Genomic DNA, 26,962 nt, shown 5'->3' with positions numbered 1-26,962 from the left:
GCCGACTCAGCGGTCACGGGGCGAGAACGCGCAGCGCGCCCGGCATGGCCCTGGCCGTGACCGGAAGGACGCCGGGCAACTCCCCGTCCGCGCCGTACGGCAGCGTGCGCCCCGCGCGCCCGCGCGTCGGCGCGGCCAGCTCGATGCGCACCTCGCGCCCGCGCAGCACCTCCACCTGCGGACGGCGCACGTGCGTGCCCGCCTCCAGCTCGCGCATCACGGCGAAGAACAGCAGGCGCGGCGCGTGCCGTACGAGCACCACGTCGAGCAGGCCGTCGTCCACGCGCGCGTCCGGGGCGATGTGCTTGCCGAACCCGTAGTAGCCGGAGTTCGCGGCGACGACCGTGTAGCCGAGCCGCCGGTGCTCCTCGCCGTCCACGGTGACCAGGTAGTCGGCGGGCCGCCAGGACGCGATCGCGCGCAGGGCCCCGAAGTAGTAGGCGGCCGAGCCGCGCAGCAGCCGCGTCCGGTTGGCGTTGTCGTTGGCGACGGCGTCCACGCCCGCGTACACGCTGCCGAGGACGGGCACGCCGTTCGCCTCGATGGCGTCGACCGCGCGCGGCTCGCCCTCCAGGAGCAGCGGCGCGAGCGCCTCCGGGTCGGACGGGACGCCGAGCTGCCGCGCGAAGTCGTTGCCCCGCCCGGCGGGGACGATGCCGAAGACCGCGTCCGTCCCGGCGAGGGCGCCGCCGACGCATCCGACCATGCCGTCGCCGCCGACGCCGAGGACGACGCGTCCGGCGTCCGCCGCCTCGCGCGCGAGCGCCCTGGCGTGCTCCAGGCCGCGGCTGTACTCGACGGCCAGCTCGGCGCCCGCCTCGCGCAGCAGCCGGGCGAGCGGGATCAGCGTGGCCGCGGAGGCGGACCCTCCGGCGGCGGGGTTCACGACCGCGGTGAACGTTCGGGGGGAGGACATCGCGGCTACTCCTGCGCGCCGTCGGCCGGAGGGACCAGGACGCCGGGATTGAGGACGCCGGAGGGGTCGAGCCGTTCCTTGACCGCGCGCAGGACCGCGCCGCCGAGGGGGCCGATCTCGCGGGCGTACCAGTCGCGGTGGTCGGTGCCGACGCCGTGGTGGTGGCTGATCGTGCCACCGGCGCCGAGGATGGCGTCGCTGGCGGCGCGCTTGGCCTCGCGCCAGTGCCCGACCTCCCGCCCGGACGGCCCGGACGCCGACACGACGGTGAAGTAGAGGGACGCCCCGGCCGGATACACGTGCGAGATGTGGCACATCACGAGCGGCGGGGTGCCGGCGCGCGCGAGCGTGCCGATCAGCGCCTCGCGCACCGCCGCGTACAGCGCGGGGACGCCCGACCAGAACGCGGCGGTCTCCAGCGTCTCGGCGAACGCGCCGACGTCGAGGAGCGCGTCGCGCAGGTACGGGGCGTTGAACCGGCCGTGCGCCCACGCGTCGCCGGGGCCCTCGCCGAGCGGCTCGCCGCCCGCGCCGCGCAGGACCGCGGCGAGGCGTTCGCGGCGTTCGGCGATCGCGGCGGGCGCGCCCTCGTACCCGAGGACGGCGAGGCAGCCCGCCCCCTGCGGGAGCCCCGCCCCCTGAGGCGCGCCGTTCTCCGGCGCGTCGCCGGTGCCGACGGCGGACGGGTCGGCCAGCCCGATCATGGTCTCGGTCTCGTCCGACAGCCGCAGCACGACGGGCATCGGCCCGTCCTGCGCGACGCGCCGCAGCGCTGCCGCGCCCGCCTCGAACGACGGGAAGCGCCAGCCCTCGTACGCGGCGGCCTCCGGCGCCGGGTGGATCCGGACGGTCACCGAGGTGATCACGCCGAACGCGCCCTCGGAGCCCAGCACGAGCTGCCGCAGGTCGGGCCCGGCGGCGGAACGGGGCGCGCGGCCGAGGTCGAGCGGGCCCTCGGGCGTGGCGACAGTGAGGCCGAGCACCATCTCGTCGAACCGCCCGTACCCGGCGGACGCCTGGCCGCTGGAGCGGGCCGCCGCGAACCCGCCGACCGACGCCCACTCGTACGACTGCGGGAAGTGCCCGAGCGTGTAGCCGCGCTCGCGCAGCAGCGCCTCGGCCCGCGGCCCGCGCAGGCCGGGCTGGAGCACGGCCGTGCGGGAGACCTCGTCGACCGAGACCAGCGCGTCCATGCGCCGCAGGTCGAGCGCGACGACCCCGGCGAACCGGTCCGTTCCGCGCGGGGCGAGCCCGCCGACGACCGACGTCCCGCCGCCGAACGGCACGACCGCGACGCGCCGTTCCGCGCACACGCGCAGGACGGCGAGGACCTCGTCGTGCGAGCCGGGCAGGACGACCGCGTCGGGCGCGTCGGACGCCTCGCCCGCGCGGATGCGCAGCAGGTCGGGCGTGGACCTCCCGCGCGTGTGGCGGACGCGCGTCTCGGCGTCGGTGCGGACGTGCGCGTCGCCGCCCGCCGCGTCTGCGAGGGCCGCGAGCACGCCGTCCGGCAGCTTCGGCGCGGGAACGGCCACATCGTCCAGCGCGAGCGGCTTCGCGTCGGAGGGCGGACGCCGAGCAGGTCGCGCAGCAGGCCGACCACCGGTTCGGGGAGGGGCGACGCCTTGGCGGGATCGCCCCAACCGCTCCACAGCATGTCCCGCGTCTCCACCGCTTCTCCCGTCGGTCGCCCGTCCCCGCACGCTCACGTGGCTGACGTCGTACGTGGCTGATGTGGATTACACTGTGACATATGACGTCGAATCGTCACAACAGGGCGCCCGCCCGCACCGCCGACGACGCCGTGCTCGACGCGGCGCGCGACTGCGTGCTGGCGGTCGGCGTGCGCCGGACGACGCTGACCGACATCGCCCGCCGCGCGGGGGTCTCCCGCATGACGCTGTACCGGCGGTGGCCGGACGTGCGCACGATCGTGGGCGACCTGATGACCCGCGAGTGGGTCGCGATCGGCGCCCGCCTGGACCCGCCCGACGACGGCCGCCCCGTCCGCGCGCGCCTGGTCGAGGGCCTGGTCGAGGGCGTGCGGACGTTCCGCGGGCACCCGCTGCTGCGCAAGATCATCGAAGTGGACCCCGAGCTGCTGCTGCCGTACGTGCTCGACCGCTGCGGCGCGAGCCAGCTCGCCTTCCTGGAGCTGTTCGAGCAGGCCCTGGACGCCGGGCACCGGGACGGCACGGTCCGCCGCGGCCACCCGGCCCGGCAGGCGCGGTCGCTGCTGCTGATCGTCCAGTCGTTCGCGCTCTCGGCGCGGACGGTCGTCGCGGCGGACGACGCCGAGCTGGCCGCCGAGGCGTTCGACGCCGAGCTGCGCCACATCCTCGAAAGGACCCTCGCCCCATGAACCCCATGCCGGAGCGGTCGTCGCTGAACGCGGCGCGGCGGGCGCGCGAGCTGGCCGCGCTCCCGGGCGAGGTCGTGGACGTGCTGGTCGTCGGGCTCGGCGCGACCGGCGCGGGCGTCGCGCTGGACGCCGCGTCGCGCGGCCTGTCGGTGGCGGCGGTGGACGCGCACGACCTGGCGTTCGGGACGTCCCGGTGGAGCTCCAAGCTGATCCACGGCGGGCTGCGCTACCTGGCGAGCGGCCAGGTGGACGTGGCGCGCGAGAGCGCCGTCGAGCGCGGCGTCCTGATGGGCCGCACCGCGCCGCACCTGGTGCGCGCGCTGCCGTTCGTCCTGCCGCTGACGCCGATGGTCACGCGCGGGCAGGCGGCGGTGACGCGGGCGGGCCTGCTCGCCGGCGACGCGCTGCGGCTCGCCGCCGGAACGCCGCGCTCGGTCCTGCCGGCGCCGCGCCGCCTGTCGGCCGTGGAGACGCTGCGGCTCGCGCCCGCGCTGCGCCCGTACGGGCTGCGCGGCGGGCTGCTGTCGTGGGACGGGCAGCTCGCCGACGACGCGCGCCTCGTCACCGCGATCGCCCGGACCGCCGCCGCGCACGGCGCGCGCGTCCTCACCCGCTGCCGGGCGGTCGCCCTCACCGGGGACGGCGCGCTGGTCCGCGACGAGCTGACCGGCGAGGAGCACACCGTACGGGCCCGCGCCGTGGTGAACGCCGCGGGCGTCTGGGCGGGCGGTCTCGTGGACGGGGTGCGGCTGCGCCCGTCCCGGGGCGCCCACCTGGTCGTACGGGCCGAGGCGCTGCGCGGGCTGTCGGCCGGGATGCACGTGCCGGTCCCGGGCGAGAGCAACCGCTTCGTCCTGGTCATCCCCCAGGGCGACGGCCGGGTCTACGTCGGCCTGACCGACGAGCCCGCCGACGGCCCGATCCCCGACGTGCCGGAGCCGTCCGAGGGCGAGATCGGCTTCCTGCTCGACATCCTCGGGTCGGCGCTGGACGTGCCCGTGCACCGGGGCGACGTGGCCGGGGCGTTCGCCGGGCTGCGCCCCCTGCTGGACGACGAACGGGGCCGTACCGCCGACATCTCCCGCCGCCACGCTGTCCTCACCTCGCGGGACGGGGTCGTCACCATCGTCGGCGGCAAGCTGACCACGTACCGGCGCATGGCGCAGGACGCCGTGGACGCGCTGGTCGCCGCCGGACGCGTGCGCGCGGGGCGCGCTCGCACCGCCCGGCTGCCCCTCGTCGGGGCCGCGCCGCCGGACCGCCTCGCCGGGCTCGACGCGCCGCCGCGCCTCGTCCAGCGGTACGGGACGGAGGCGCCGCTGCTCGCCGCGCTCGCCCGCGAGGACCCGGCGCTGCTGGAGCCGGTCGTGCCGGGGCTGCCCGTCCTGCACGCGGAGCTGGCCTGGGCCGTCCGCCACGAGGGCGCGCTGGACGTGTCGGACCTGCTGGACCGCCGGACGCGCATCGGCCTCGTCGCCGACGACCGCGCGCGGGCGACCGGCGCCGCCGCCCGCCATCTCGGCGCGGCGTCCAGCCCGGCCGCCCCGCTCGGCTGACCCGGCCGCGCCGCCGCTCCTGTGACGTCCGTCAACGCCCGTGCACCACGGATGCGCATGCGTTCACCCTGCGGAGTCCAAAGATCACGCTTGGGCTATGAGGTGAGTCACGTGTACTGGGGATACCGGGGTGGATTAGGTTACCCTTACCTAATCTCAACGAGCGACGGGGGACGGGGAGCTTTGACGCGCGGTAAGGGCTGCGGGCACTGCCCGGGCAGCCACTCCGGCGAGCGGCCGTGCCTGGCCAGCGCGACGGCGAAGGCGCGCGCCTGGCTGCTCGTCGAGCATCCCGGCCCCTGGCCCGAGCGCATCGAGCACCTGGAGGCGCCGGAGCCGCTCGCCGAGGCGATCCGGGCCGCGCTGGCGCACGGGATCCGCCCCCAGCTCATCCGGCGCACCGGCAGGCGCCGGGCCGTCCCCCCGTCGCAGGTGTACGTCGCCTACTCCGACGGGCCGGACGTGTGGCTGGAGGGCCGCGAGATCGCCGACCCGGCCGAGCTCGCCGGCCTCGACCTGGCGGCCGTCGCCGCCGGTCGGCGCCCCGGCTTCGGCGAGCCCGTGGACGGGCCCGTCCTGCTCGTGTGCACGCACGGGCGGCGCAACGCCTGCTGCGCCCGCACGGGCGCGCCGCTCGCCCGGACGCTTGCGGGACGTTTCGACCCGTTTGTCTGGGAAACAACGCACGTCGGCGGCGACCGATTTGCGGCGAACCTTGTATGTCTTCCACACGGGCTCTACTACGGCGACCTCGGAAAGGCCGAGGCGGTACGGGCCGTGGAGGCCTACCTGCGGGGCGAGGTCGTGCTCGACCGGCTGCGCGGACGCGCGGGCCTGCCCGAGCCGGCGCAGGCCGCCGAGCACTTCGCGCGCGAGCGCACCGGCGCGCTCGGGATCGGCGCGGTGACCGTGGAGTCGGTCACCGGGTCGGCGCCGTTCGAAGCGGTCGTCTCCGTCCAGGGGACCCGTTACCGGATCATCATGGAGAGCGCGGTCCAGGCCGATCCCTGCGGCCCGGACTGCGGCGAGAACCTCGGAACCTACATTGTTAGGGACCTCACCCTTCTCAACGAGGCGGCCCTCGTGTAATCTCCTGGAGGCCCCATTCGAGGGCTTCCTTGTCGCACGGCCCCAGGTTCCCGGACTACCGGGCGGGGAACAGAGCGGCAACTCCAGACGTTGGACCTTTCGGCGCTTCTGTAGCACGTCGCGTGCAACGCACGTCTTGGAAGCACGTCGGGCGTCCATGTCCCGAAATTGCTCAGTAAACCAATCAAGGTGGGTGTTCCATGGCTCAGGTACGTCGGCAGGCAAACCTCCCTCGCCCGAGCTGGGGCTGGCAGGACGCCGCGGCGTGCCGGGGGGAAGACCTCGTGCTCTTCTTCGGCCCCGACGGCGAGCGTCAGCCCGAGCGTGAGATCCGCGAACGCAAGGCCAAGCAGATCTGCATGGGCTGTCCCGTTCGCACGGAGTGCCTGGACTACGCGGTGTCCAGGCCCGAGAAGTACGGCACGTGGGGCGGTCTGAACGAGGACGAGCGCGCGTCCGAGCGCCGCCGCCGGATGCGTCGCGCGAACGCCGCCTAGCAGTTCAGGCAGGCGCCCGACGTACGCTCCCCGCGCACCCCGGCACGCCACCGAAAAACGTACGGCCCCGCTACGGCGGGGCCGTTTGCGTGCCCGGATCTGCGCGCCCGGATTACCGGGGCCGTCCCAAGGTCGGTCACATGTGCGTCACATGTGCGTCACGACACAGATCCCTATTGCGGCGACATCCTCAGGCCATTACCGCACCCGGCGCTCGAATGTGAGTTATTCCCGCACATTCGCGGAGAACCATTCCCCGGCGAGCCGGGAGACCTCCCGCAGCGCCCCCGGCTCCTCGAACAGGTGCCCCGCGCCCGGGACGACCGTCAGCTCGTGCCCGCCCGCCGGGTCCATCCGGTCGAGGGACCGCTCGTTGAGCGAGAGGACCTCCAGGTCGCGTCCGCCCACGATGAGCAGCGTCGGCGCCCGTACGGCCCCGAGCGCGTGCGCCGCGAGGTCGGGGCGACCGCCCCGCGACACCACGGCCGCGACGTCGTCCGGGCAGCTCGCGGCGGCCACCAGCGCCGCCGCGGCGCCCGTGCTGGCCCCGAACAGCCCCACGGGACAGCCCGCGGCGGTCGGGCAGCCCTCCCGCCGCAGCCACGTCACCACCTGGCCGAGCCGCCCCGCGAGCAACGGCACGTTGAACCTCAGGTGCGCGGTGCGCAGGTCGCTGAGCTCCTCCTCGGGCGTCAGCAGGTCGAACAGCAGCGTCCCGAAGCCCCGCTCCGCCAGCGACGCGGCCACCCGCCGGTTGCGGGGGCTGTGCCGCCCGCTGCCGCTGCCGTGCGCGAACACCACGATCCCGCGGGCGCGGGCGGGCTCGGAGAGGTCGCCGTCCAGCCGGACGTCCCCCGCCGGGACGTGCACCTCGGTCACGGCCGCCCCCGCCGGCCCGGTCCAGCCACGCGACCACGTCGGCGTCGGTGAGCTGGTCGAAGTCGTGGTACCACTGGCCCACCGCGCGGAACGACGAGGGCGCGGCCAGCACCACCACGTCGTCCGCCTCGCCGGACATGTCCCGTACGGTCTCGGCGGCGCCCACCGGCACCGCCAGCACCAGCCTGGTCGGGCCGTGCCCGCGTACGGCGCGCAGGGCCGCGCGGGCCGTGCCCCCGGTGGCGAGGCCGTCGTCCACCACGACCACCGGCCGGGACGCCGTGCCGGACAGCGGCCGGTCGCCCCGGTAGGCCCGCACGCGGCGGTCCAGCTCGGCGCGTTCGGACGCGACGGTCGCGGCCAGGTCGTCCTCGGTCAGGCCGAGCCGCCGCAGCAGCCCGCCGTCGAACACCGGGTCGCCGCCCTCGGCGACCGCCCCGACGCCGAGCTCCGGCTGCGGCGGATAGCCGATCTTGCGCGTGACCAGGACGTCCAGCCGGGCCCCCAGCCGCCGCGCGACCTCGTGGCCGACCGGGACGCCGCCGCGCGGCAGCGCGAGGACCACCGCGCCCTCCAGGCCGAGCGGCGCCAGCCGCTCGGCGAGCGCGCGGCCCGCCTCGGCGCGGTCGGCGAACGGAAGCCGCACGGTCCCGGCCTCCCGGGCATCGGTGCGAGCGGGTCTCCAGGGCATCGGCGCCACCCCCTCCCGGGGTCGCGGAACAGCACCTTTCCCTCAGCCCTACCCAACTTCGGCCGCGATCTCCCAGACGGGAACGTTCCCGGTCAAGGACGGTATGGCGGGCCGTCCGGACGATGCCTCAGGAAGCCCCCAGGGCGCGGCCGGGACGCGTTCGCACCGCGCTGCGGGCGCGTGTTCAGGCGGCGGTGAGCCAGCGCAGCGGATTGGCGTGCAGGATGCCGTCCAGCGTGGCGTCGTCGGCGCCCGCCGTGCGCAGGGCCGGGAGGAACGTCTCGAAGAGGTAGCCGTAGCCCGTGCCGCCGTACCGGGTGATCTGGGCCATCCGGGACACGCCGGTGCTGAGCAGGACGCGGTCGGCGTGCCCGGCCTCCAGCAGGTCCATCACGCCGCGCACGCGGGCGCCGAGCGCCGCCGGGTCGTCGCCGCCGAGCCCGAGGGTGCCGAACGAGACGTACGCCCCCGTCTCGGCGATCTTGCGGTGCGCGCCCGCGTCGTCCACCTGGTCCTGCTGCCCGACCGCGACGCGCTCCGGGGCCAGGCCCGCGGTGGTGAGGATCTCCAGCTGGGCGAGGCCCGCGCGGCCGTACGTGGCGACGGGCAGCCCCGAGTAGCGGCCGGCGTGCGCGGCGGCGCGCAGGCACCGCTCCTCGGCCTCGGTGGGGAACTCGCCCCACGTGCCGATCTCGCCGATCACGCCGGGCAGCGCGTTGGTGCCGTCCATGCCGAAGCCGATCTCGGCCAGCAGCCGCTCGCCGAGCCGCTCGGCGTCGGACTCGCGGACGAACGCGGGATGGAACGGCTCGGTGAAGAACCCCGTGCCCGCGACCACGGCGACCCGCGACCCGGCGCTGATCCGCGCGAGCGCGGCGGCGTTGCGGCCCATCCCCGAGCAGGTGAGGTCGACGACGAGGTCGAGGTCGTGCCCGGTGCGCAGGGCGGCCAGCTCGGCGGTGACGCCCTTCTCCTCGTCCAGCCAGCGCCGCGGGTCGGAGTCGACCAGCGCGGGGCGCGCCGGCCAGCGCAGGTCGAGCTGGAGGTGCTCGTGGGAGAGCACGCGGCCGGTGATCGCGGACGTCGGGATCGTGCCGGTCACGGTGCGCAGCCGACCGGTCTCCTCACGGGGGGTCATGTAAGGCGAGATTACGACATGTTTGGCCTTTTCAGGGCCCTAACCGGCCCATTTTTTACCCGTCAGGCCCGACGTCACAGCCCGCGTCCGCCTCCCGGCCCGGCGCCCGACCGCCTACCCGGCGCCCCCGCCGGACTCCTCCGTCCCACCGGCGGCCCCGGACGGCTCGCCGCCGCCGGACGGCCCCGCCGACCTGGCCTTCCGCGCCCCCGGCGACCGCCCGTCCGCCCCGTGCTCCCGCCCGCCCGCGCCGCCGCACCGGACTCCGTGCTCCCGGCGACGTCCGCCCGCGTGGCGCCCTCCGGGCCGGCGCCGTTCTCCGAGGCGGCCGCGTGCTCGGCGACGGCCTCGGGGGTGCGGGCGACGGCGCTGCCGGGCTCGGGGTCCGGGGCCGGGCGCTGGGCGGCGGCGCGGACGGCGCGGGCGCGGGCCGTCCCGGCGCTGGGCCAGAGGCGGTCGATCTCGGCGTTCAGCGCGGCGCCGATGAGGACGGCGAGGGCCGCCACGTACAGCCAGGCGAGGATCGCGATGGACGCGGCCAGCGAGCCGTACACCGAGACGCCGCTGAGCGAGCCGGTGAGGTAGAGCCGCAGGGTGACGCTGCCGACGATCCAGATCAGCAGGGCGACGACGGCGCCGGGGACCTCGCGCCACCAGGCCGTCCGCACGGGGACGCTGGAGTGGTAGAGCATCGCGAGGAACATCACCGACAGCGTCACCACGACCGGCCAGTAGAAGACCTGGACGAACCCGGCGCTCTCCGGCAGCGCGTCGCGGACGAGCGCGGGCCCGGCGACCAGCAGCGGGATGACGATCAGCATCACCAGCAGGCCGACGAGGTAGAGGAAGAACGCGCGCAGCCGGGTGCGGATCACGCCGCGGATGCCCGACAGGCCGTACGCGATGGTGATCGTGTCGACGTAGACGTTCGTCGCCCGCGACCCCGCCCACAGCGAGATCAGGAAGCTGACCGACACGATGTCCGGGCTGCCGCCCTTGATCACGTCGTCGATCAGCGGGACCACGACGGAGTCGACCGCCGGGCCGGTCAGCACGGTCTGCGCCTGCGTGATCAGCCAGGCGCGGATCTCGGCGACGGTGCCGGCGCCGAGCGCGCTGCGGAAGTGGCCCATCGTCCCGACCAGCCCGATGACGAGCGGCGGGAGCGACAGCAGGGCGAAGAACGCCGCCTCGGCGGCGAGCCCGGTGACCCGGTAGCGGAACGCGGCGACCGCCGTGCCCCGGATCAGGGTCCAGGCGATCCGGCGCGCCTTCCGTGCGCGGCCGGGCGTCCCGGCGTCCGGATCGGCGGTCTCGGCGCCCTCGGCGGGGGTCCCCGCGACGCTCGCCGCGTCGGAGACTGTGGTCACAGCGCCCCACCGTAGAGCGTTACCCGCCCGGAACATGCCGCCTCGCCCATTTCCGTGATCCACTCCGCGCGTCGCGTTCCGGTCACCCCCCGTTCCCCCGAGCGAGGGTCCGTCGTTCCGCCCCTACCCGCTACGACGGGCCGCAACGGCGATCGGCCCATGATCGTCCTGATTTCGGATGGGATGTCGTCCCCGGCGCATGCATCCGGGACGATCGGTGAGAATGGTTACATGATCTGCCTTTCGTGCAGGGACCGCCGCCACGCCGAGTGCCGTGGAGGATCCTGGTGCGACTGCCAGCATCAGCCCGTCCCCGGAACGGGCGGGCAGGGCGGCCTACCGGCTCCGACCGGCCCGGACGCCGCCGGCGGGGACGAGGGCGAGGGCCGTCCGGACGGGCCGCCGCGCGTGGAGCCGCGCGTCAACTGGAAGCGCCAGGGATGACGCTTCTCACTCGTCCGCATGCCGGACGCAACTGGACAGCCCGCGAGACCGCGTGTCAGAGTTCACGTATGACTGCTGCGGACCCGTTGCTGGTGATGCGCCGGCACGTTGACTTTCTGCGCGTCCGCAGCGCGATCTGTCTGTGACGCCCTGACCACGCCTTCCGACGTTGTGCAACGCGGACGCGTGGTGCATCGGCGTCACCCGCGACATTCCCCTGCTCAGCGTCGAGCCGGCTGTTCGTACGCCGGTGCGCTACGCGTCCTTCCACCCAGACCGGATGAGGACGCGCGCCGTGCCACCTGCGACCAAGCGCAAGCGGGGCGAGGGCCAATGGGCCCTCGGCTACCGCGAGCCGCTCAACAAGAACGAAGAGAACAAGAAGAACGACGACGGCCTGGCGGTCCGCCGGCGGATCATCGACATCTACTCCAAGGCCGGGTTCGACTCGATCGACCCGGCCGACCTGCGCGGCCGGTTCCGCTGGTACGGCCTCTACACCCAGCGCAAGCCCGGGATCGACGGCGGCAAGACCGGGCAGCTTGAGGACGAGGAGCTCGACGACCGCTACTTCATGATGCGGGTGCGGATCGACGGCGGGCAGCTCGACGGCCCGCAGCTCCGCACGATCGCCGACATCGCCACGAGGTACGCGCGCGGCACCGCCGACATCACCGACCGGCAGAACGTGCAGTACCACTGGATCCGGATCGAGGACGTCCCCGCGATCTGGGAGGCCCTGGAGGCCGTCGGGCTGTCGACCATGGAGGCGTGCGGCGACACCCCCCGCGTGATCATCGGCTGCCCGCTGGCCGGGATCGCGGCGGACGAGGTGATCGACGCGACCCCCGCGCTGCGCGAGGTGCAGGAGCGCTACATCGGGTCGCCGGAGTTCTCCAACCTGCCGCGCAAGTTCAAGACGGCGTTCTCGGGCTGCACCGCGCACTGCACGGTCCACGAGATCAACGACGTGGCGTTCGTCGGCACCGTGGACGAGCACGGCGAGGCCGGCTACCAGGCGTTCGTCGGCGGCGGGCTGTCGACCAACCCGATGTTCGCCAAGAGCCTCGGGGTGTTCGTCAAGCCCGAGCAGGCGCCCGAGGTGTGGAAGGGCGTCGTCTCGATCTTCCGGGACTACGGGTACCGGCGGCTGCGGCACCGCGCCCGGCTGAAGTTCCTGATGAACGACTGGGGCCCCGAGAAGTTCCGCGAGGTGCTGGAGAAGGAGTACCTGGGGTACGCGCTGCCGGACGGCCCCGAGCCGGCCGACCCGCTCCCCCGCCGCGACCACGTGGGGATCCACCCGCAGAAGGACGGCAATTTCTACGTCGGCTTCGCCCCGCGCGTGGGGCGGGTCAACGGGGAGATCCTCGGCGTCGTCGCCGACCTCGCGCAGCGCTACGGCTCGGGCCGGGTCCGCACGACCGTCGAGCAGAAGATGGTGATCCTCGACGTCCCCGAGGAGAACACCGAGGCCCTGGCCGACGCGCTCGCCGAGCACGACCTCCAGGTGCGGCCGTCCACGTTCCGCCGGCACACGATGGCGTGCACCGGCATCGAGTACTGCAAGCTCGCGATCGTCGAGACCAAGCAGCGCGCGATGGACCTGATGGACGAGCTGGAGAAGCGGCTGCCCGACTTCGAGCAGCCGCTGACCGTCAACGTCAACGGCTGCCCGAACGCCTGCGCCCGCATCCAGGTCGCCGACATCGGGCTGAAGGGCCAGCTCGTCGTGGACGAGAACGGCGACCAGGTCGAGGGCTTCCAGATCCACCTCGGCGGGCAGCTCGGCGCGTCGTTCGGCAAGAAGGTCCGCGGCCTGAAGACCACCTCGGCGGGCCTCACCGACTACGTGGAGCGGGTCGTCCGCAACTACGACGCGCAGCGCTCGGAGGGCGAGTCGTTCGCCCGGTGGGTGCAGCGCGCCGACGAAGCCGACCTGAAGTAGGGGCGATCCGGAATGAGCGAACGTGCCGCGCCGTTCTACTGCCCCTACTGCGGCGACGAGCGGCTGGAGCCGCGCGAGGAGGAGGGCGCGTGGTTCTGCCCGGACTGCGTCCGCTCCTTCGCGTTGAAGTTCCTCGGTGTTGGAGCGCCCCGGACACACAAGGAGAACCAACGGTGACACTGCTGGAGACCGACAGACCCACCCTGGATCTCGAAGACATCGTCGAGTCCGCCGCGCACGCCCTGGAGGGCGCCTCCACCCTCGAGGTGATCCGGTGGGCGGCGGCGACGTTCGGCGACCGCATCTGCCTGACGTCCTCGATGTCGGACGCGGCGCTGCTCCACCTGGTGTCGAAGGTGAAGCCGGGCATCGACGTGCTGTTCGTCGACACCGGCTACCACTTCGCCGAGACGATCGGCACCCGCGACGCCGTCGAGGCCGTGTACCCGGTCAATGTGATCAACGTGACGCCGTCCCGGACGGTCGAGGAGCAGGAGGCCGCGCTCGGGCCCCGGCTGTACGGCCGCAACCCCGACCTGTGCTGCCATCTGCGCAAGGTCGAGCCGCTCGGCCGCGCGCTGGAGGGCTACATGGCCTGGTTCAGCGGGATCCGCCGGGACGAGACCGCGAGCCGCCGCAACCGCCGGGTCGTGGAGTGGGACGCCAAGCGCGGCATGGTCAAGGTCAACCCGATCCTCGACTGGACGCAGGAGGACATGGACAACTACATGGCCGACAACGGCGTCCTGGTGAACCCGCTGCACTACGACGGCTACCCGTCGATCGGCTGCGAGCCGTGCACCCGCCCCGTCGCGGACGGCGAGGACCCGCGCAGCGGCCGCTGGGCCGGGACCGGCAAGACCGAATGCGGCATCCACCTGTGAGCGTCCCCATGGTGGCGGTGGCGCACGGGAGCAGGGACCCGCGCGCCGCCGCGACCGTCACCGCGCTGCTGGACGCGGTCCGGGCCCGCCGCCCGGACGTCCCGGTCCACGCGTCGTTCCTCGACCACGCCACGCCCGCCCCGGCGGCCGTCCTGGACGGGCTCGCGGGCGCGGCCCGGCGGGACGCGCACGCGGAGGCGGTCGTGCTGCCGCTGCTGCTGACCGCCGCGTACCACAGCAAGACCGACATCCCGGGGGTGCTGGCGCGGGTGGGCCGCCGCCATCCGCGCTTCGGCGTCCGCACGGCCGGGACGCTCGGGCCGCACCCCCTCCTCACGGCCGCGCTGGAACGGCGGCTGGCCGAGGCGGGCGTCGGGCCCGGCGATCCGGACACGGCGGTCGTCCTGGTGTCGGCGGGCTCCAGCGACCCGTCCGCGAACGCCACGATCTGGCGGCTCGCGCGCGAGTGGCGCGCGCGGGGCTGGCGGGGCGTGGTCCCGGCGTTCGCGTCGGCGACGCGCCCGGCGCCCGCCGAGGCCGTCGCCGCGCTCCTCGACGCGGGGGCGCCGCGCGTTGCGGTCGCCTCGTACTTCCTCGCGCCGGGCCACTTCGCCGACAAGGTGCGCCGCGAGTCCCTGGCTGCGGGCGCGGCGGCCGTCTCCGGCGTCCTCGGCGACGCGCCGGAGGTGGCCGACCTGGTCCTGCACCGCTACGAGCAGGCCGCGGCCGCCGCACCGGCCCGCCACGTCGCCGCAGGCTGACCCTCGCCGCGGTCCCCCGCCCGGCGCCGACCGGCCCTCGAGGTCAGGACGGCCCGGTGCCGGGGGGCCGGGTGGCGACGTCCAGGAGGAGCCGGATCATGTCCGGCAGGGCCTCCGGGGACAGGGCCGGGTCGACGGCCCGGCGCAGGCCGAGGCCGATGCCGAGGCTGAGGAGCGCGCCGGCCATCTCGGGCGCGGGCATCGGGAGCGCCAGGCCGCGGCGGTGCGCCTCCTTCTCCAGCAGGAGCTGGAGGGCGCCGACCCAGGCGCGGCCGCCGGACGCGACGCGGTCGCGCAGCGCGGGGTCGCGGCGCGCGGCGTGGATGGCGAACTCGGCCTCCAGCAGCGTCCAGCCCGGGTCGCCGATGGTCCGCTCGGCCCACGCCTCGAACGCGGCGAGCCGGGTCTCGTCGGTGCCCTCGCCGAGGAACGCGTCCATGACCGCCTGCACCTGCTCGCCCCTGACCAGGTCGATCACCGTCTGGCACAGCTCGTCCTTGGTGCCGAAGTTGGAGTAGACGGCGCCCTTGGAGTAGCCCGCGGCCTCGGCGACCTTCTCCAGCGTGGTCGCGTGATATCCGTCACGGAGGAAGAGCCGACGGGCCGTCTCGATCAGCAGCGCGCGAGTGCGCGCCTGGCTCTCGGCCCTGGTCGGTCGTGCCATGGCGGCCATTCTACAAGCCCGCGGTATCCGGATACCCACGGTATGCGGGTGGTGGGAAGGTCGGGCGGGCACTATTGACCCGGCGTCCAAAACACAAATACCTTCGGTATCCCGATCAACCGAAGGAGCACGAGGATGAGGCGCCCTCCCGTTCCCCCGAGCCCCCCGTCGCGCGGCCGGGCGCGGTCGTGGCGATCACCGGCGGGGCGCGGGGCATCGGGCGGGCCGCCGCCGAGGCGTTCGCCCGGCGGGGCGCGCGGGTGTGCGTCGGCGACCGCGACGCCGCCGCGGTCGAACGGGCGGGCTCCGAGCTCGGCGTCCTCGCCGCCCCGGTGGACGTGACGGACCGCGCGTCGTTCGCGGCGTTCCTGGACCGGGTGCGGGACGAGGCGGGGCCGCTCGACGTCCTGGTCAACAACGCCGGGATCATGCCGCTCGGCCCGTTCCTCGACGAGCCGGACGCGGTCGGCGACGCGACCCTCGACGTCAACGTGCGCGGCCTGGTCCACGGGATGCGGCTCGCGCTGCCCGGCATGGTCGAGCGGGGCCGCGGCCACGTCGTCAACGTCGCGTCCATGGCCGGGAAGCTCCCGCTGCCCGGCATGGCCGTCTACAACGCCAGCAAGTACGCGGCCGTCGGGCTCAGCGCGGCCGTCCGGGAGGAGGTGGCGGGCACCGGGGTGACCGTGAGCGCGGTCCTCCCGACCGCCGTCCGCACGGGCCTCACCGAGGGCGTGCGGCTCGGCGGCGGGCTGCCGACCGTCGATCCCGAACGCGTCGCCGAGGCGATCGTGCGGAGCTGCGTCACGCGCCGCGCCGAGTACCCGGTGCCGGGCTGGCTGGCCGCCGTCCAGCCCGTCCTGGGCGTGACGCCGGAGCCGGTCGTACGGGCGGTGCGGCGGCTGATGGACGGCGACCGCGCGTACCGGCAGAGGTTCGGGACGCGCGGCGACCACGACCGGCGCGTCGCCGAGCAGGCCGCCCTCCGCGGCGGCCGGGGCGAGGTGAGCCGCTGATGGAGCCGGACCACGAGGTGCTCGTCGTCGGCGCGGGGTTCTCCGGGCTCTGCGTGGGGATCCGGCTCCGCCGCAAGGGCGTGCGCGACTTCGTCATCCTGGACGCGGCGCCGAGCGTCGGCGGGGTGTGGCGGCACAACACCTACCCGGGCGTCGCGGTCGACATCCCGTCCGCCACGTACTGCTACTCGTTCGAGCCGAACCCGGGGTGGACGCGGTCGTTCGCGCCGGGCGCCGAGGTCCGCGCGTACGCCGAGCACTGCGCCGACAAGTACCGGCTGCGCCCGCACCTGCGCCTGAACACCCGGGTCGAGCGGGCGGTCTTCGACGAGGACGCCGACCTCTGGCGCGTCGCCACGACCGGCGGCGAGATCACGGCGCGGTTCGTGGTCAGCGCGGTCGGGCCGCTCGACCAGCCCAAGAACCCCGACATCCCCGGCATCGACGACTTCGCGGGCACGGTTCTCCACACCGCCCGCTGGGACCACGGCCACGACGTCGCGGGCGAGCGCGTCGCGGTCATCGGCACGGGCGCGTCCGGCCTCCAGGTCATCCCCGAGCTCGCCGGGAAGGCCGCCCACCTGGACGTCTACCAGCGCACGCCGATCTGGGTGTTCCCGAAGGTCGACTTCGCGATCCCGACCCCGGTGCGCGCGCTGTTCCGGATCGCGCCGCCGGTGCAGCGCCTCGTCCGGCTCGTCACCGCCGCGGCGTCCGAGGTGATCATGGTGCTGGGGATCGTGCACTACAGCAAGGTCCCGTTCCTGGTGCGGGCGGTGGAGGCGCTGTGCCGGGCGCACCTGCGCCGCCAGGTGCCCGACCGGGCGCTGCGCCGCGCGCTGACGCCGCGGTACGGGTTCGGTTGCAAGCGGCCCTCGTTCTCCAACCGCTACTTCCCGACGTTCATGCGCGACGACGTGGACCTCGTCACGACGCCCATCGACCGCGTGACCCCGAAGGGGATCGTCACCGCCGACGGCCGCGAGCGCGAGATCGACACGCTCGTCCTCGCCACCGGCTTCAAGATCCTGGAGCTGGGCGCGATGCCGCCGTTCCCGGTGGTCGGGCTGGACGGCGTGGAGCTCGGCGCGTACTGGGACGAGCACCGCTACCAGACCTACGAGGGGCTGTCGGTCCCGCAGGCCCCGAACTTCTGGCTGATGAACGGCCCGTACACCGTCACCGGGGCGTCCTGGTTCTCCATCATCGAGGCGGGCGCGACGCACGCCGTGCGCTGCATCGCGGAGGCGCGCCGCCGCCGCGCGACGCGGATGACCGTCAAGCGCGGCCCGCACGACGCGTTCACCCGCGACATGCGGCGGCGGATGCGCGGGACGATCCTCGCCCAGCCGAGCTGCGCCCGCTCCAACAGCTACTACTTCGACCGGCACGGCGACGCCCCCTACGTCCGGCCGCAGTCCGGGCTGCACGTGTGGCGGCGCGCCCGCACCTTCGACCTGGACGACTACTCCTATGGACCATGAAGTGGCGATCGTCGGCGCGGGCTTCTCGGGCCTCGGCATCGCGATCGAGCTCAAGCGGCACGGCCTGGACGACTTCGTCATCGTCGACCAGCGCGCCGACATCGGCGGGGTGTGGCTGGCCAACACCTATCCGGGCATCGCGGTCGACATCCCGTCGGCGTCGTACTCGTTCTCCTACGAACCGAACCCGGACTGGTCGCGGGTGTTCGCGCCCGGCGCCGAGCTGAAGCGGTACGCCGACCACTGCGCGGACAAGTACGGCCTGCGCCCCCACCTGCGCCTCGGCACGCGGGTCGAGCGCGCCCGCTGGGACGAGGCGGCCCGCCTGTGGCGCCTCGCCACCCCGTCCGGCGAGATCACCGCGCGCTTCCTCATCACCGCGAACGGCGTCCTGCACCAGCCGAAGCGGCCCGACATCCCCGGCCTGGACGACTTCGCGGGCAAGGTCATGCACACCGCCGAATGGGACGCCTCCCACGACCTCTCCGGCCGCCGCGTCGGGCTGATCGGCACCGGCGCGTCCGCGCTCCAGGTCATCCCGAGGATCGCCGCCGAGGTCGGGCGCCTGCACGTCTACCAGCGCACGGCGATCTGGGTCGCGCCGAAGCCCGACTTCCGCGTCCCGCGCCCCGTCCGGCGGCTGTTCCGCGCCGTCCCCGCCACGCAGCGGGCCGTCCGCGCCGTGACGAACGCGGTGGTCGAGCTGTTCCTCGTCACCGGCATCACGCAGAACCGGCGCTACCCGTTCGTCGTGCGCGTGATCGAACGGGTCTGCCGCGCGCACCTGCGACGCCAGGTGCCCGACCCCGAACTGCGCCGCGCCCTCACGCCCACGTACGGGTTCGGCTGCAAGCGCCCCTCGATGTCGAGCACCTACTACCCGGCGTTCCTGCGCGGCAACGTCGAGCTCGTCACGGCCGGGATCGAGCGGATCACCCCGAAGGGCGTGCGGACCGCGGACGGCCGCGAGCAGGAGTTCGACACGCTGATCCTCGGCACCGGCTTCAAGGTCATCGAGCCCGACAACCTGCCGCCGTACCCCATCACCGGACGGGACGGCGTCGACCTCGGCGAGCACTGGGCCCGCGAGCGGTACCACGCCTACGAGGGCACGTCCGTCCCGCAGGCGCCGAACCTGTGGATGCTCATGGGACCCTACTCGTTCACCGGTTACTCGTGGTTCGGCATGATCGAGTACCAGAGCACCCACGTGCTGCGCTGCCTCACCGAGGCGCGCCGCCGCGGCGCCACCCGCGTCCAGGTACGGCAGGAGGCCGACGACCGCTTCTTCCGCGACATGCTGCGGCGCGCCAAGGGAACGGCCTTCTACAACAACAACTGCGCGTCGTCCAACAGCTACTACTTCGACGCCTCAGGCGACGCGCCCCTCCTGCGCCCCACCTCGACCCTCCAGGCGCTCCGGCGGTCCCGCCGGTTCCGCCTGGACGACTACTCGTTCACCCGCTGAACGCCCTTCGAAAGGACGACCATGGCCCTCCTCCGTTTCGCCGGCCTCGCCCTCGCCGCCACCGGAGCCGCGCACTTCGCGGCCCCGAAGGCGTTCGAGCCGATCTCCAAGCTCCCGTTCCCGAACGACACCCAGGCGTGGATCAAGCGCAACGGCGCGACCGAACTGGCCCTCGGCCTCGCCCTGACCACCGACCGCACCCGCAAGGCCGGCCTCGTGGGCGTCGCCGCCTACACCCTGTGGCTGGGCGCCCGCACCGCCTACAACCGCTGAACGCAGTGAAGCCCCGGCCCAGAACACTCGCCTTGGGGCGCGCGTCCTGACCGTGGCTTTGCGAGCGCCGCATCGCTTCGCGATCCGTCCGGGGGAGGCTCGCCTTCGGCCCCGCCTCCCCCGGACGGTCAACGCACTCGCGCGACGGCTCGGCTCACTGCGGGAAGTCGGCCGGGAGGCTACCCGCGCTCTTTGCGGCTCTCCCACCAGGAGCTGAGGGCTCGGCGGACGGGGGCGTGGTGCTCGTCGTCCACGATCCTGATGTCGCCCATCACCGCGTGCGCGGCGACGCGGACGACCGGGACGCGGGAGCCGGGCGGGGCCTCGCGCACGCTGACCTTGCGGTCGCCCATGAAGGCGTAGCCGGTCAGCTCGACCGCGACGCCGTCCGGCACGATGATCTTGACGTCGCCCATCACCGCGGTCGCCGCGATGCACACCTCGCCCTTGGGGACCTGGGCGCCGCGCAGGTCGAGCACCACGTCGCCCATCACCGACAGGGCCTCCAGGCGCTCGTCGATGCGGCCGACGATGCGCTCCTTGCAGTCCCCATGATCGCGGTGAAGCGGCGCTGCACCTGGAGCGGCGCCGGGTTGGCGCCGGGGGCGCCCATGCCGGGCAGGTCGGTCGTGATGCGTTCGAGGTCGCCCCGCGTCACGGCGAGGAACGCGGCCTCGGTGCGCTCGGTCAGCTCCTCGAACGTGAGCCGTCCCTCCACCGAGGCGACCCGCAGCCACTCCACGACCGCCTCGCGCTCGGCGTCGGAGGCCCGGACCGCGTCGGCGGGCGGCGCGTCGGCGGGGCCGCGGGGGCCGGGAGGCGCGTCCGCGGGGACCTGCTCGGCCCGCACCGGCGGCGGGTCCTGGTGGAGGTCCTGCGGCCGGCCCTTCCGGAGGTCCGGATGGCGGGCCGGGGACGGCCGCCGCCCTGGTTGCGGGGTGGACTGACTCATGATTCAGAAGGTATGCCCCCGCGGCCTGCGGGCAATCCGCCGCGCGGACGAGATCCCCCCACGTCTTCAGGAGGATGGCCCGGCGGCCACTCGTCCGAACGTCGTTCTGTATCGTGCGGGGAGGCAGCGCAGAGGTGTTGGGAGCAGTGCCGTGACGACCCACGAGGTGTTCAACCAGGTCCCCCCGTTCGCCGGGTACGACGCCGCCGACGAGGCGGCCCTCCTGGCGGGCCTCGAACGCGAGGGCGCGGGCTGGGCGGCCCCGGAGGTGCACGAGCTCGGACGCCTCTCCGGCAGCCCCGAGGCCCAGGAGTGGGGCCGCCTCGCCAACGAGAACCCGCCGGTCCTGCGCACCCACGACCGCTACGGCCACCGGATCGACGAGGTCGAGTTCCATCCCGCCTGGCACGAGCTGATGCGCGTGGCCGTCACCCGCGGCCTGCACGCGGCGCCCTGGGCGGACGGCCGGGAGGGCGCGCACGTCGCCCGCGCCGCGAAGTTCTACGCCTGGCGCGTCGACGCGGGCCACGGCTGCCCCGTCTCGATGACGTACGCGGCCGTGCCGGCCCTCCGCCGGTCCCCCGACCTCGCCGCGCTGTACGAGCCCCTGCTCGCCAAGAGCGAGTACGACTACGGCCTCCGTCCGCCGCTCACCAAGAACGCGCTGCTCGCGGGCATGTCGATGACCGAGAAGCAGGGCGGCTCGGACGTCCGCGCCAACACCACCGAGGCCGCGCCGCAGCCGGACGGCTCGTACCGCCTGGTCGGGCACAAGTGGTTCACCAGCGCGCCCATGTGCGACGTCTTCCTCACCCTCGCCCAGGCGCCCGGCGGCCTGACCTGCTTCCTCGTCCCGCGGGTCCTCCCCGATGGGGAGCTGAACCCGCTGCGCCTCATGCGTTTGAAGGACAAGCTCGGCAACCGGTCGAACGCCTCGTCCGAGATCGAGTACGAGAACGCCGTCGCGTTCCGCGTCGGCGACGAGGGCCGCGGCGTCCGGACCATCATCGAGATGGTCAACCTGACCCGCCTGGACTGCGTCATCGGCGCCGCCGCCGGGATGCGGCAGGGGCTCATCACGGCCGCGCACCACGCCTCCCACCGCAAGGCGTTCGGCGCGTACCTCGTCGACCAGCCCCTGATGCGCAACGTGCTCGCCGACCTCGCCGTCGAGTCCGAGGCCGCCACGACCCTCATGACGCGCCTCGCCGGCGCCACGGACCGTTCCGCGCGCGGCGACGAGTCGGAGACCGCCTTCAAGCGCCTCGGCCTGGCCGTCAGCAAGTACTGGGTCTGCAAGCGCTGGCCCGTCCACGCCGCCGAAGCCCTCGAATGCCTCGGCGGCAACGGCTACGTCGAGGAGTCGGGCATGCCCCGCCTCTTCCGCGAGAGCCCCCTCAACTCCATCTGGGAGGGCTCCGGCAACGTCGCGGCCCTCGATCTCCTTCGGGCGACTCTGCGTGCGCCCCGGACACTGGAGGCGTTCTTCGACGAGGTCGACCTCGCCCGCGGCGCCGACCCGCGCCTCGACGCCGCCGTCAAGGACGCCAAGGACGGCTTCGTCGACACCGCGACGATCGAGTACCGCGCCCGCCGCGTCGCCGAGCGCCTGGCACTCGTCCTCCAGGGATCACTGCTGGTCAGGCACGGCCACCCGGCCGTCGCCGACGCCTTCTGCGCCACCCGCCTGGCCGGCGACCACGGCGCCGCGTTCGGCACCCTGCCCCCGGGCCTGGACCTCGCCCCCATCATCGACCGCGCCACCCCGAAGACCCCCTGACCCCACGCCCGACCACCCCCACCGAGGCCGCAGCGAGACACCAGACCACCGCACCGACCACGAACCCCCTGAAGATCATCGGCTAGCAGGTGGCCGACGCGCGACACCCGTAGCGTCCAGTACACCCCTCTGCCACCCGATGCCGGCCACCACCGACTCGTACAGCCTGATCGCCGACAACGCGCGTGTCAGCCCAAGACGCATCCACCTACTGGAACTGTCCTTCCATCATCAAGTAACCGCCCGGAGGCCCTAAGAGCTCCCCGGGCACATATTGAGCCCAGAAAGGGAAGCGCACTGGCTGAACGGCGCGATCCGGATGAGGCACCCCGGAGAAGCATCCACGAGCCCCTACTTGCCACTGAGTGCACACACGGTCCTTAACACAGAACCGGCGGTGCTTTGTTCAAGCCGGCCACTTCACGGCGGAGCTCAACGCACGGGAGCCAGTGCGCGTCGCTGCTTTTAACTCGGTGCGGACTGCCAGTTTCGCCGCGACCGGCAGTCTTACCGGGAGCAAGCGAGCCTACCGATCGGAACGATCACCGACCTTACTCACGATCGGAGGCCTGCGACAGTGCGGGGAACAAGGAACAGCCTCCGAGCGGTGGTGTCGGCGTACTCCATGAGTGCTCAATTGAGTACGAAGTTGTGTGCACCAGCCTAGACCCGTCTTCTGCGGATCCTGGAGGATGCACCGGGAAAGGAGAGTGGCCGGAGTCGAGTCGACGATCGCCCTCTCGGTCGCTCGCCCTCAGAGAGTGCGAGTTTGACGCTGAAAGGACCACACCAGGAACCAGCCTTCGTCCTTGAGGTGTCTCATCTGTCGCTGCGCGAGCATTCCCTGAACCAGGAACGGCGTGGCGAAACCCATCCCTGCCAGCAGCACTGGCAGATCGGCCCCAGACACCAATGACAACGCCGCCGCCGTGGTACCCAGCCCGGCCCCGGTAGTCCCCCACGCCCTGCCTCTGCGCGCGTCCTTCATCCGCGCGGTCCACTCACCGACCTGCCTGCGGATCCGGGTGGCGACCAGTTCTATCTGCCGTGCTGAATCCACCGCGTCAGCCGCTAAGTGGAGCTCCAGGAGTTCTTCACGCAGGTACTCCCGAAAATCGCGGAACGCGTCGAACTCGCCGGTCACGATCTTTGCGAAGGTGTTCAGGTCGGTGCCTGCCACATGCGGCACCTCGACCGTCAGCACGTTGCGCATCAGCTCCAGCTTCAGCGGATCGGCGCCCGTCAGATCAATCACCCGGCGATCCTTGACCAGGTAATCCAGCTCGGTCGCCAACCGGTGGTCGTACCAACGCCCCCGGCAGGTGTAGGTCGGCAGGTACCACGCCAGCCCCTGACGCAGCAGTGGCTTGGCGTCCAATAGCCAGCGTCCCAGCTCGGCCCTGTCCGGCACCAGCATGTAAATTTGGTCCTCCGGACGCTGTGAAGGCCGCGGGTCCAATGGGTGCCAGTCTCCTCGGCCATCAGCCATCAGCAGCGGTGGCTCCTCCGACGCTATTGGCGAGATCAGTTGATGTGGGGTGCCCCTCCCACCGTGGGAGACAAGAAGGGTGTCGGTTACTAAACTGGTGCGTTTGACGGGATCTACCAAGTCGTCCGCCGCCAGCGCGACGTCGTACCGTCCGCTGTGGTGCCAACGGTCTGGGAACAGATCCTCGTTGACAGAGATCCTGCCCGCCTCGTGGACTCTCAGCAGGCTCTCGGCGTACCGGCGAGCAACCAGGGAGGGCTGGTCCGTTGTCGATGGGCATCTCCGGTAGAACCAACGCATGTGACGGGCCACCAGAGCGTTCTCCGCCTGCCTGTTGAACATGCCGCCTCGCCTCCCCTCTACGTGGTCACAACCTCGACTTTGCCAAGATCCGCAGATGAAGGCGGGGAAGGCGTCGTCGGTGTCTCGTTCGATGTTAATCAGGCGGTTCTTCAGCCGGTAGCTTGGGCCGTTGATCGAGATTACGTCGCAGTGGTAGAGGCGAAGACCTGACCCCATTCGTCGAAGCTCTTGTTCGAGGCCAAAATGACCGAGCCCCTTTCGTAGCGCTTGGAGATCACCTGGAAGACCAGGTTGGCCTCGCCTCGTTCCAGGACCTCGTGACCCACCTCGTCGATCACCAGGACACTCGGGCGACAACACCGTCGTCTTGTTCACACCCCAGGCAGCAGCATTGCTCGGCGATCTCGGCGCCGACATGCTCAACGACCTCCACCAGACAGGCAAGACCTGACCTACACGACCAAACCAGCGCAGCGCCCGGGGACCGCACCCCCGGGCACTGTCATCTCTGGACCGCCGCTTTGAACGTCCGCCCACCGCCAGCCTCGTTGGCCATCTACCACCAGAACTCTGGCCGCCCTCCGCCACTCGACCCGGCCGCCACCACCATGATCGCGACCGCTCACCTTCACTCCTCGATGACCGTCAGCACAGGAGCTCGGCCGTGCGCGGCGAGCCGGCGGGGGTCGGGCACGGAAGGCGGGATTCGACGGGTCCCGCTTCCGGACGGGCGATCCCTGCCGGCAGACGGCTCAGGGGCAGCCGGGTGCGGTGGACCCGGTTGTCCTCCGCCAAGGGGCGGATCCGGACGTGGGGCATCAGGGAGCGCTGATGCGGTCGGTCAGCCCTGCTGGGCTCGCCGGGTGCCCTGGTCGGCTTGCTGGAGTTCGTCCAGGACGGTGGCCAGGGTGGGACGGCCGGGGCGGACGTCGATCGGGGCGGGGGCGGCGGCCGGGTGCGGGATCGACCAGGTGGTGTGTGCGGTGACGCCGGGCAGAGCGCAAATCTGGGCGAGGCGGGCGGCCAGCAACGTCGGGGTGGCGGCGGCGACCTCACCGATGATGTCCCAGGGGCCCCACCCGCCGGCGACCGCCCGGACTTCGGGCATCTGCGCGGCCGCGGCGGCGACCCGGTTAGCGCCGCCGGCGGTGGTCAGGGCGAACCCGGCGGCCGCGGCCAGGCCGATGCGGGCCGGGTCCGCCACCGCGACCACCTGCACGACCCCGGCCTTGCGCAGGCCGACGACGCGGGCCCGGGTGGCGGCGGTCGACAGGCCGATGAGGCTGCTCAAGCGACTGAAGGCGACCCGCCCGTCGTGCTGCGGCAACTCCAGCAGACGCCAGTCGATCGCATCCAGCCGCGGCGGGGCGGGCAGCACCGCCGGGGTCGGGAGGTCCAGCACGGTGGACACCACGCGGAACACCCGCACCGCCTCGACCGTGTCCAGGTCGCCGATGTGGTCGGCTTCGGCCGCCGACGCGGTGTCGTCGCGGACACGGACCCGGACGACCAGGTCCTGCTCGCCGGTGGTCACCTGGCAGCCGTACACCGTAGGGCGGGCTGTGAGCGCCGCGGCGGTCTCGGCCGGGTCGCCGCGGGAGCGGATCAGCAGCCGCGCGTCAGCGTGCAACCCCGCCACCGTCGGATGCACCGCGGCGACGACGGCGGCGGCACCGCTCGCCAGCAGCTACTGCACCCGTGCGCGCGCCGCCGTCCGCGACAACCTGACCCGGTCGGCCAGTTCTTGATAGGTGGCGCGGCCGTCCTGCTGCAACAACGCCAACAGGGCGATATCGGTGTCGTCACAGACCATCGGCACCTGCCCCCTCATGCCGCCGCCCGCCCCGGCGCCAACGACGATGGAACGATGCACGCCCTGACGGCCCGCAGTGACCCGCGAACCATCTCCCGGTGTCGAGAAGGCGCGGTGCACGTCCGGTCCTGCCTCTGCGCCCGGGCGAGATCACCGTGTCTAGGTACTCCCCTGGCCGCGCCTCATACCGCCGCGAGCCGGGCGCGCAGGTCGTGGCGTACGGAGTCGTCCATGAACGCTGCGGCGACACTGGTCGCGTCGAGTGCGGCACGGTCGGCGGTTGTGAATCCCAGGGCGCCGGTGAGGATTTCGGCCTCGGCGCTGAGCGGTGAGCCGGTCTGTGCGGGGTTGTCGTCGCCGAGCACCAGTGGGATGCCGGCGGCGAGGAAGCGGGGCGCCGGATGGTGGTGCAGTGCGGGTGTGGCGCCGGTGTACCAGTTCGAGGTGGGGCAGACCTCGACGACGATGCCGTGGTCGGCGGCCCACCGCATGACGTCGGGGGCGTCGGCGATGTGGGCGCCGTGTCCGATCCTGGTGGCGCCGAGCAGCCGGACGGCGTCCTGCGCCGCGTGCGCGGGTCCGGCCTCGGCCGCGTGGCAGGTGATGCCGAGGCCGGCGGCGCGGGCGAGCGCGAACGCCTCGGCGTACGCGGTGAGGTCGGGGTAGCGCAGTTCGTCGCCGGCCAGGTCGAATCCGAGGACGCCGTCTCCGGCCCGCCGGGCGGCTGCCCGTGCGACGGCCGCGTTGAGTTCGGCGTCGTGCACTCGCAGCGCGGCGACGACGAGTCCGGCGGGCATGCCGGTGGCGCGGACGCCGTCATGCAGTCCGTCGAGGGCGGCCGCCACGACGTCGTCGAGGCCGAAGCGGTCGCGGACGTGGGTGGCGGGGCCGAAGCGCAGTTCGAGGTAGTCCTGGCCGTCGGCCGCCGCGTCCTCGACGGCCTCCCGGGTGATGCGTGCGAGTGCGTCGGCGCTGCCGAAGAAGGGATAGGTGCTGGAGACCTTGGCGAGGTAGGCCGTCAGGTCGCCCGGTGCGTCGAGCCGGATGGCCTCCTGCCAGCCCCGCGGCGGTGCGGGGGTCCCGGCACGCGCCGCGAGTTCGGCGGCGGTGGTCGGCCGGACACGGCCTTCGAGGTGGGTGTGGAGATTGATCAACATGCGGTGCTCTGTCCGTTCTCGGTGCCCG

24 protein-coding genes and 3 pseudogenes are annotated in these 26,962 nt (G+C 73.3%); 13 read left to right on the top strand and 14 right to left on the bottom strand.

The features are described from left to right. Positions 1-13: 13 nt before the first annotated feature. Together GEV43_RS30185 and GEV43_RS30180 are read right to left on the bottom strand one after the other, a co-directional pair. A complete protein-coding gene (locus GEV43_RS30185) occupies positions 14-916 on the bottom strand; it encodes a diacylglycerol kinase family protein (protein WP_160823581.1) in 903 nt (300 codons plus the stop codon). A 5-nt stretch (positions 917-921) separates the two neighbouring features. Then, positions 922-2,573: pseudogene (locus GEV43_RS30180) on the bottom strand (FAD-binding oxidoreductase). A 96-nt stretch (positions 2,574-2,669) separates the two neighbouring features. Here GEV43_RS30180 and GEV43_RS30175 point away from each other — a divergent pair. The 4 genes from GEV43_RS30175 (at position 2,670) to GEV43_RS30160 (ending at position 6,420) form a co-directional block, all read left to right on the top strand. After that, positions 2,670-3,278: a TetR/AcrR family transcriptional regulator gene (locus GEV43_RS30175; RefSeq protein ID WP_160823579.1), complete on the top strand. Its 609-nt coding sequence runs from the start codon at positions 2,670-2,672 to the stop codon at positions 3,276-3,278. 5 nt (positions 3,279-3,283) lie between these two features. After that, the gene (locus tag GEV43_RS30170; RefSeq protein ID WP_206681523.1) at positions 3,284-4,834 is read left to right on the top strand and encodes a glycerol-3-phosphate dehydrogenase/oxidase; all 1,551 of its coding nucleotides are present in this window, start codon (positions 3,284-3,286) and stop codon (positions 4,832-4,834) included. Between the two features lie 183 nt (positions 4,835-5,017). Next, positions 5,018-5,923, top strand: a complete 906-nt coding sequence (locus GEV43_RS30165; protein WP_160823577.1) for a sucrase ferredoxin — start codon at positions 5,018-5,020, stop codon at positions 5,921-5,923. Positions 5,924-6,123: 200 nt separating this feature from the next. Beyond that, a complete protein-coding gene (locus GEV43_RS30160) occupies positions 6,124-6,420 on the top strand; it encodes a WhiB family transcriptional regulator (protein ID WP_021600082.1) in 297 nt (98 codons plus the stop codon). A gap of 225 nt (positions 6,421-6,645) precedes the next feature. Here the strand turns inward: GEV43_RS30160 and GEV43_RS51395 are convergent, their stop codons facing one another. The 4 genes and pseudogenes from GEV43_RS51395 to GEV43_RS30140 all read right to left on the bottom strand — a co-directional run bounded on the left by GEV43_RS51395 (position 6,646) and on the right by GEV43_RS30140 (position 10,498). Next, entirely contained in the window at positions 6,646-7,299 is a 654-nt protein-coding gene (locus GEV43_RS51395) for a dienelactone hydrolase family protein (protein WP_160823576.1), read from the bottom strand. Between the two features lie 193 nt (positions 7,300-7,492). After that, positions 7,493-7,990, bottom strand: a pseudogene (locus GEV43_RS51390) (phosphoribosyltransferase); the annotation flags it as partial. Between the two features lie 184 nt (positions 7,991-8,174). Then, on the bottom strand, positions 8,175-9,128 hold the full coding sequence (locus GEV43_RS30145; protein WP_160823574.1) for a phosphotriesterase: 954 nt from the start codon (positions 9,126-9,128) through the stop codon (positions 8,175-8,177). A 74-nt stretch (positions 9,129-9,202) separates the two neighbouring features. Further along, the gene (locus GEV43_RS30140; protein WP_309239910.1) at positions 9,203-10,498 is read right to left on the bottom strand and encodes a YihY/virulence factor BrkB family protein; all 1,296 of its coding nucleotides are present in this window, start codon (positions 10,496-10,498) and stop codon (positions 9,203-9,205) included. 724 nt (positions 10,499-11,222) lie between these two features. Here GEV43_RS30140 and GEV43_RS30135 point away from each other — a divergent pair. The 4 genes from GEV43_RS30135 to GEV43_RS30120 are packed head-to-tail and all read left to right on the top strand — an operon-like array spanning position 11,223 to position 14,535. Beyond that, positions 11,223-12,890: a nitrite/sulfite reductase gene (locus GEV43_RS30135; RefSeq protein ID WP_160823572.1), complete on the top strand. Its 1,668-nt coding sequence runs from the start codon at positions 11,223-11,225 to the stop codon at positions 12,888-12,890. A 12-nt stretch (positions 12,891-12,902) separates the two neighbouring features. Next, positions 12,903-13,067, top strand: a complete 165-nt coding sequence (locus GEV43_RS30130; RefSeq protein WP_160823571.1) for an Insertion element protein — start codon at positions 12,903-12,905, stop codon at positions 13,065-13,067. Continuing rightward, complete coding sequence (locus GEV43_RS30125) at positions 13,064-13,774, top strand: phosphoadenylyl-sulfate reductase (protein ID WP_160823570.1); 711 nt, start codon at positions 13,064-13,066, stop codon at positions 13,772-13,774. The genes GEV43_RS30130 and GEV43_RS30125 overlap by 4 nt, the downstream gene beginning before the upstream one ends. Further along, on the top strand, positions 13,756-14,535 hold the full coding sequence (locus GEV43_RS30120; RefSeq protein ID WP_160823569.1) for a sirohydrochlorin chelatase: 780 nt from the start codon (positions 13,756-13,758) through the stop codon (positions 14,533-14,535). The genes GEV43_RS30125 and GEV43_RS30120 overlap by 19 nt, the downstream gene beginning before the upstream one ends. A 43-nt stretch (positions 14,536-14,578) precedes the next feature. Here GEV43_RS30120 and GEV43_RS30115 read toward each other — a convergent pair whose 3' ends face one another. Next, the gene (locus GEV43_RS30115; RefSeq protein WP_160823568.1) at positions 14,579-15,199 is read right to left on the bottom strand and encodes a TetR/AcrR family transcriptional regulator; all 621 of its coding nucleotides are present in this window, start codon (positions 15,197-15,199) and stop codon (positions 14,579-14,581) included. 188 nt (positions 15,200-15,387) lie between these two features. On the opposite strand from GEV43_RS30115, the gene GEV43_RS30110 reads away from it, so the two are divergent. From GEV43_RS30110 to GEV43_RS30095, 4 genes are read left to right on the top strand one after another with little or no spacing between them, the layout of a single operon-like run. Beyond that, entirely contained in the window at positions 15,388-16,215 is an 828-nt protein-coding gene (locus tag GEV43_RS30110; protein WP_309239908.1) for an SDR family oxidoreductase, read from the top strand. Continuing rightward, positions 16,215-17,699: an NAD(P)/FAD-dependent oxidoreductase gene (locus GEV43_RS30105; RefSeq protein ID WP_160823566.1), complete on the top strand. Its 1,485-nt coding sequence runs from the start codon at positions 16,215-16,217 to the stop codon at positions 17,697-17,699. Before GEV43_RS30110 ends, GEV43_RS30105 begins: the two co-directional genes overlap by 1 nt. Further along, positions 17,689-19,167, top strand: coding sequence for an NAD(P)/FAD-dependent oxidoreductase (locus GEV43_RS30100; RefSeq protein ID WP_160823565.1), 1,479 nt, complete (start codon positions 17,689-17,691; stop codon positions 19,165-19,167). Before GEV43_RS30105 ends, GEV43_RS30100 begins: the two co-directional genes overlap by 11 nt. A 21-nt stretch (positions 19,168-19,188) precedes the next feature. Continuing rightward, complete coding sequence (locus GEV43_RS30095; RefSeq protein ID WP_160823564.1) at positions 19,189-19,440, top strand: hypothetical protein; 252 nt, start codon at positions 19,189-19,191, stop codon at positions 19,438-19,440. A gap of 179 nt (positions 19,441-19,619) precedes the next feature. Here GEV43_RS30095 and GEV43_RS51385 read toward each other — a convergent pair whose 3' ends face one another. Together GEV43_RS51385 and GEV43_RS51380 are read right to left on the bottom strand one after the other, a co-directional pair. Then, positions 19,620-19,931: a LiaF domain-containing protein gene (locus tag GEV43_RS51385; protein WP_241683095.1), complete on the bottom strand. Its 312-nt coding sequence runs from the start codon at positions 19,929-19,931 to the stop codon at positions 19,620-19,622. Further along, positions 19,931-20,392: a DUF1707 domain-containing protein gene (locus GEV43_RS51380; protein ID WP_241683094.1), complete on the bottom strand. Its 462-nt coding sequence runs from the start codon at positions 20,390-20,392 to the stop codon at positions 19,931-19,933. The genes GEV43_RS51385 and GEV43_RS51380 overlap by 1 nt, the downstream gene beginning before the upstream one ends. Positions 20,393-20,543: 151 nt before the next feature. Here GEV43_RS51380 and GEV43_RS30085 point away from each other — a divergent pair, with 151 nt between their 5' ends. Next, the gene (locus GEV43_RS30085) at positions 20,544-22,172 is read left to right on the top strand and encodes an acyl-CoA dehydrogenase family protein (RefSeq protein WP_160823563.1); all 1,629 of its coding nucleotides are present in this window, start codon (positions 20,544-20,546) and stop codon (positions 22,170-22,172) included. A 754-nt stretch (positions 22,173-22,926) separates the two neighbouring features. Here GEV43_RS30085 and GEV43_RS47005 read toward each other — a convergent pair. The 5 genes and pseudogenes from GEV43_RS47005 to add form a co-directional block, all read right to left on the bottom strand. Then, positions 22,927-23,589 carry a hypothetical protein gene (locus tag GEV43_RS47005; protein WP_164717153.1) on the bottom strand — a complete coding sequence of 221 codons (663 nt, stop codon included), beginning with the start codon at positions 23,587-23,589 and terminating at the stop codon, positions 22,927-22,929. A gap of 554 nt (positions 23,590-24,143) precedes the next feature. Then, positions 24,144-24,314: pseudogene (locus GEV43_RS48365) on the bottom strand (ATP-binding protein); the annotation flags it as partial. Between the two features lie 491 nt (positions 24,315-24,805). After that, positions 24,806-25,594, bottom strand: a complete 789-nt coding sequence (locus GEV43_RS30075) for an Lrp/AsnC ligand binding domain-containing protein (RefSeq protein WP_160823562.1) — start codon at positions 25,592-25,594, stop codon at positions 24,806-24,808. Between the two features lie 57 nt (positions 25,595-25,651). Then, on the bottom strand, positions 25,652-25,897 hold the full coding sequence (locus GEV43_RS55275; RefSeq protein ID WP_160823561.1) for an AsnC family transcriptional regulator: 246 nt from the start codon (positions 25,895-25,897) through the stop codon (positions 25,652-25,654). A gap of 62 nt (positions 25,898-25,959) precedes the next feature. Beyond that, positions 25,960-26,934 carry an adenosine deaminase gene (gene add / locus GEV43_RS30065; protein WP_160823560.1) on the bottom strand — a complete coding sequence of 325 codons (975 nt, stop codon included), beginning with the start codon at positions 26,932-26,934 and terminating at the stop codon, positions 25,960-25,962. Positions 26,935-26,962: the final 28 nt, after the last annotated feature.

This window comes from Actinomadura sp. J1-007 (assembly GCF_009793335.1).
In the GTDB taxonomy this organism is placed as follows: domain Bacteria; phylum Actinomycetota; class Actinomycetes; order Streptosporangiales; family Streptosporangiaceae; genus Spirillospora; species Spirillospora yumaensis.
This window is presented reverse-complemented; position numbering and strand designations above follow the sequence as displayed.

Bases quoted from the DNA above. Each gene is read 5' to 3' on its own strand.
- GEV43_RS30130 (WP_160823571.1), top strand. From the start codon at position 12,903: ATGAGCGAACGTGCCGCGCCGTTCTACTGCCCCTACTGCGGCGACGAG.
- GEV43_RS30145 (WP_160823574.1), bottom strand. From the start codon at position 9,128: ATGACCCCCCGTGAGGAGACCGGTCGGCTGCGCACCGTGACCGGCACG.
- GEV43_RS47005 (WP_164717153.1), bottom strand. From the start codon at position 23,589: ATGCTGGTGCCGGACAGGGCCGAGCTGGGACGCTGGCTATTGGACGCC.
- GEV43_RS51385 (WP_241683095.1), bottom strand. From the start codon at position 19,931: ATGGGCGACGTGGTGCTCGACCTGCGCGGCGCCCAGGTCCCCAAGGGC.
- GEV43_RS30120 (WP_160823569.1), top strand. From the start codon at position 13,756: ATGCGGCATCCACCTGTGAGCGTCCCCATGGTGGCGGTGGCGCACGGG.
- GEV43_RS51380 (WP_241683094.1), bottom strand. From the start codon at position 20,392: ATGAGTCAGTCCACCCCGCAACCAGGGCGGCGGCCGTCCCCGGCCCGC.
- GEV43_RS30160 (WP_021600082.1), top strand. From the start codon at position 6,124: ATGGCTCAGGTACGTCGGCAGGCAAACCTCCCTCGCCCGAGCTGGGGC.
- GEV43_RS30185 (WP_160823581.1), bottom strand. From the start codon at position 916: ATGTCCTCCCCCCGAACGTTCACCGCGGTCGTGAACCCCGCCGCCGGA.
- GEV43_RS30105 (WP_160823566.1), top strand. From the start codon at position 16,215: ATGGAGCCGGACCACGAGGTGCTCGTCGTCGGCGCGGGGTTCTCCGGG.
- GEV43_RS30095 (WP_160823564.1), top strand. From the start codon at position 19,189: ATGGCCCTCCTCCGTTTCGCCGGCCTCGCCCTCGCCGCCACCGGAGCC.
- GEV43_RS30175 (WP_160823579.1), top strand. From the start codon at position 2,670: ATGACGTCGAATCGTCACAACAGGGCGCCCGCCCGCACCGCCGACGAC.
- GEV43_RS30170 (WP_206681523.1), top strand. From the start codon at position 3,284: ATGCCGGAGCGGTCGTCGCTGAACGCGGCGCGGCGGGCGCGCGAGCTG.
- GEV43_RS30100 (WP_160823565.1), top strand. From the start codon at position 17,689: ATGGACCATGAAGTGGCGATCGTCGGCGCGGGCTTCTCGGGCCTCGGC.
- GEV43_RS30115 (WP_160823568.1), bottom strand. From the start codon at position 15,199: ATGGCACGACCGACCAGGGCCGAGAGCCAGGCGCGCACTCGCGCGCTG.
- GEV43_RS30135 (WP_160823572.1), top strand. From the start codon at position 11,223: ATGAGGACGCGCGCCGTGCCACCTGCGACCAAGCGCAAGCGGGGCGAG.
- add (WP_160823560.1), bottom strand. From the start codon at position 26,934: ATGTTGATCAATCTCCACACCCACCTCGAAGGCCGTGTCCGGCCGACC.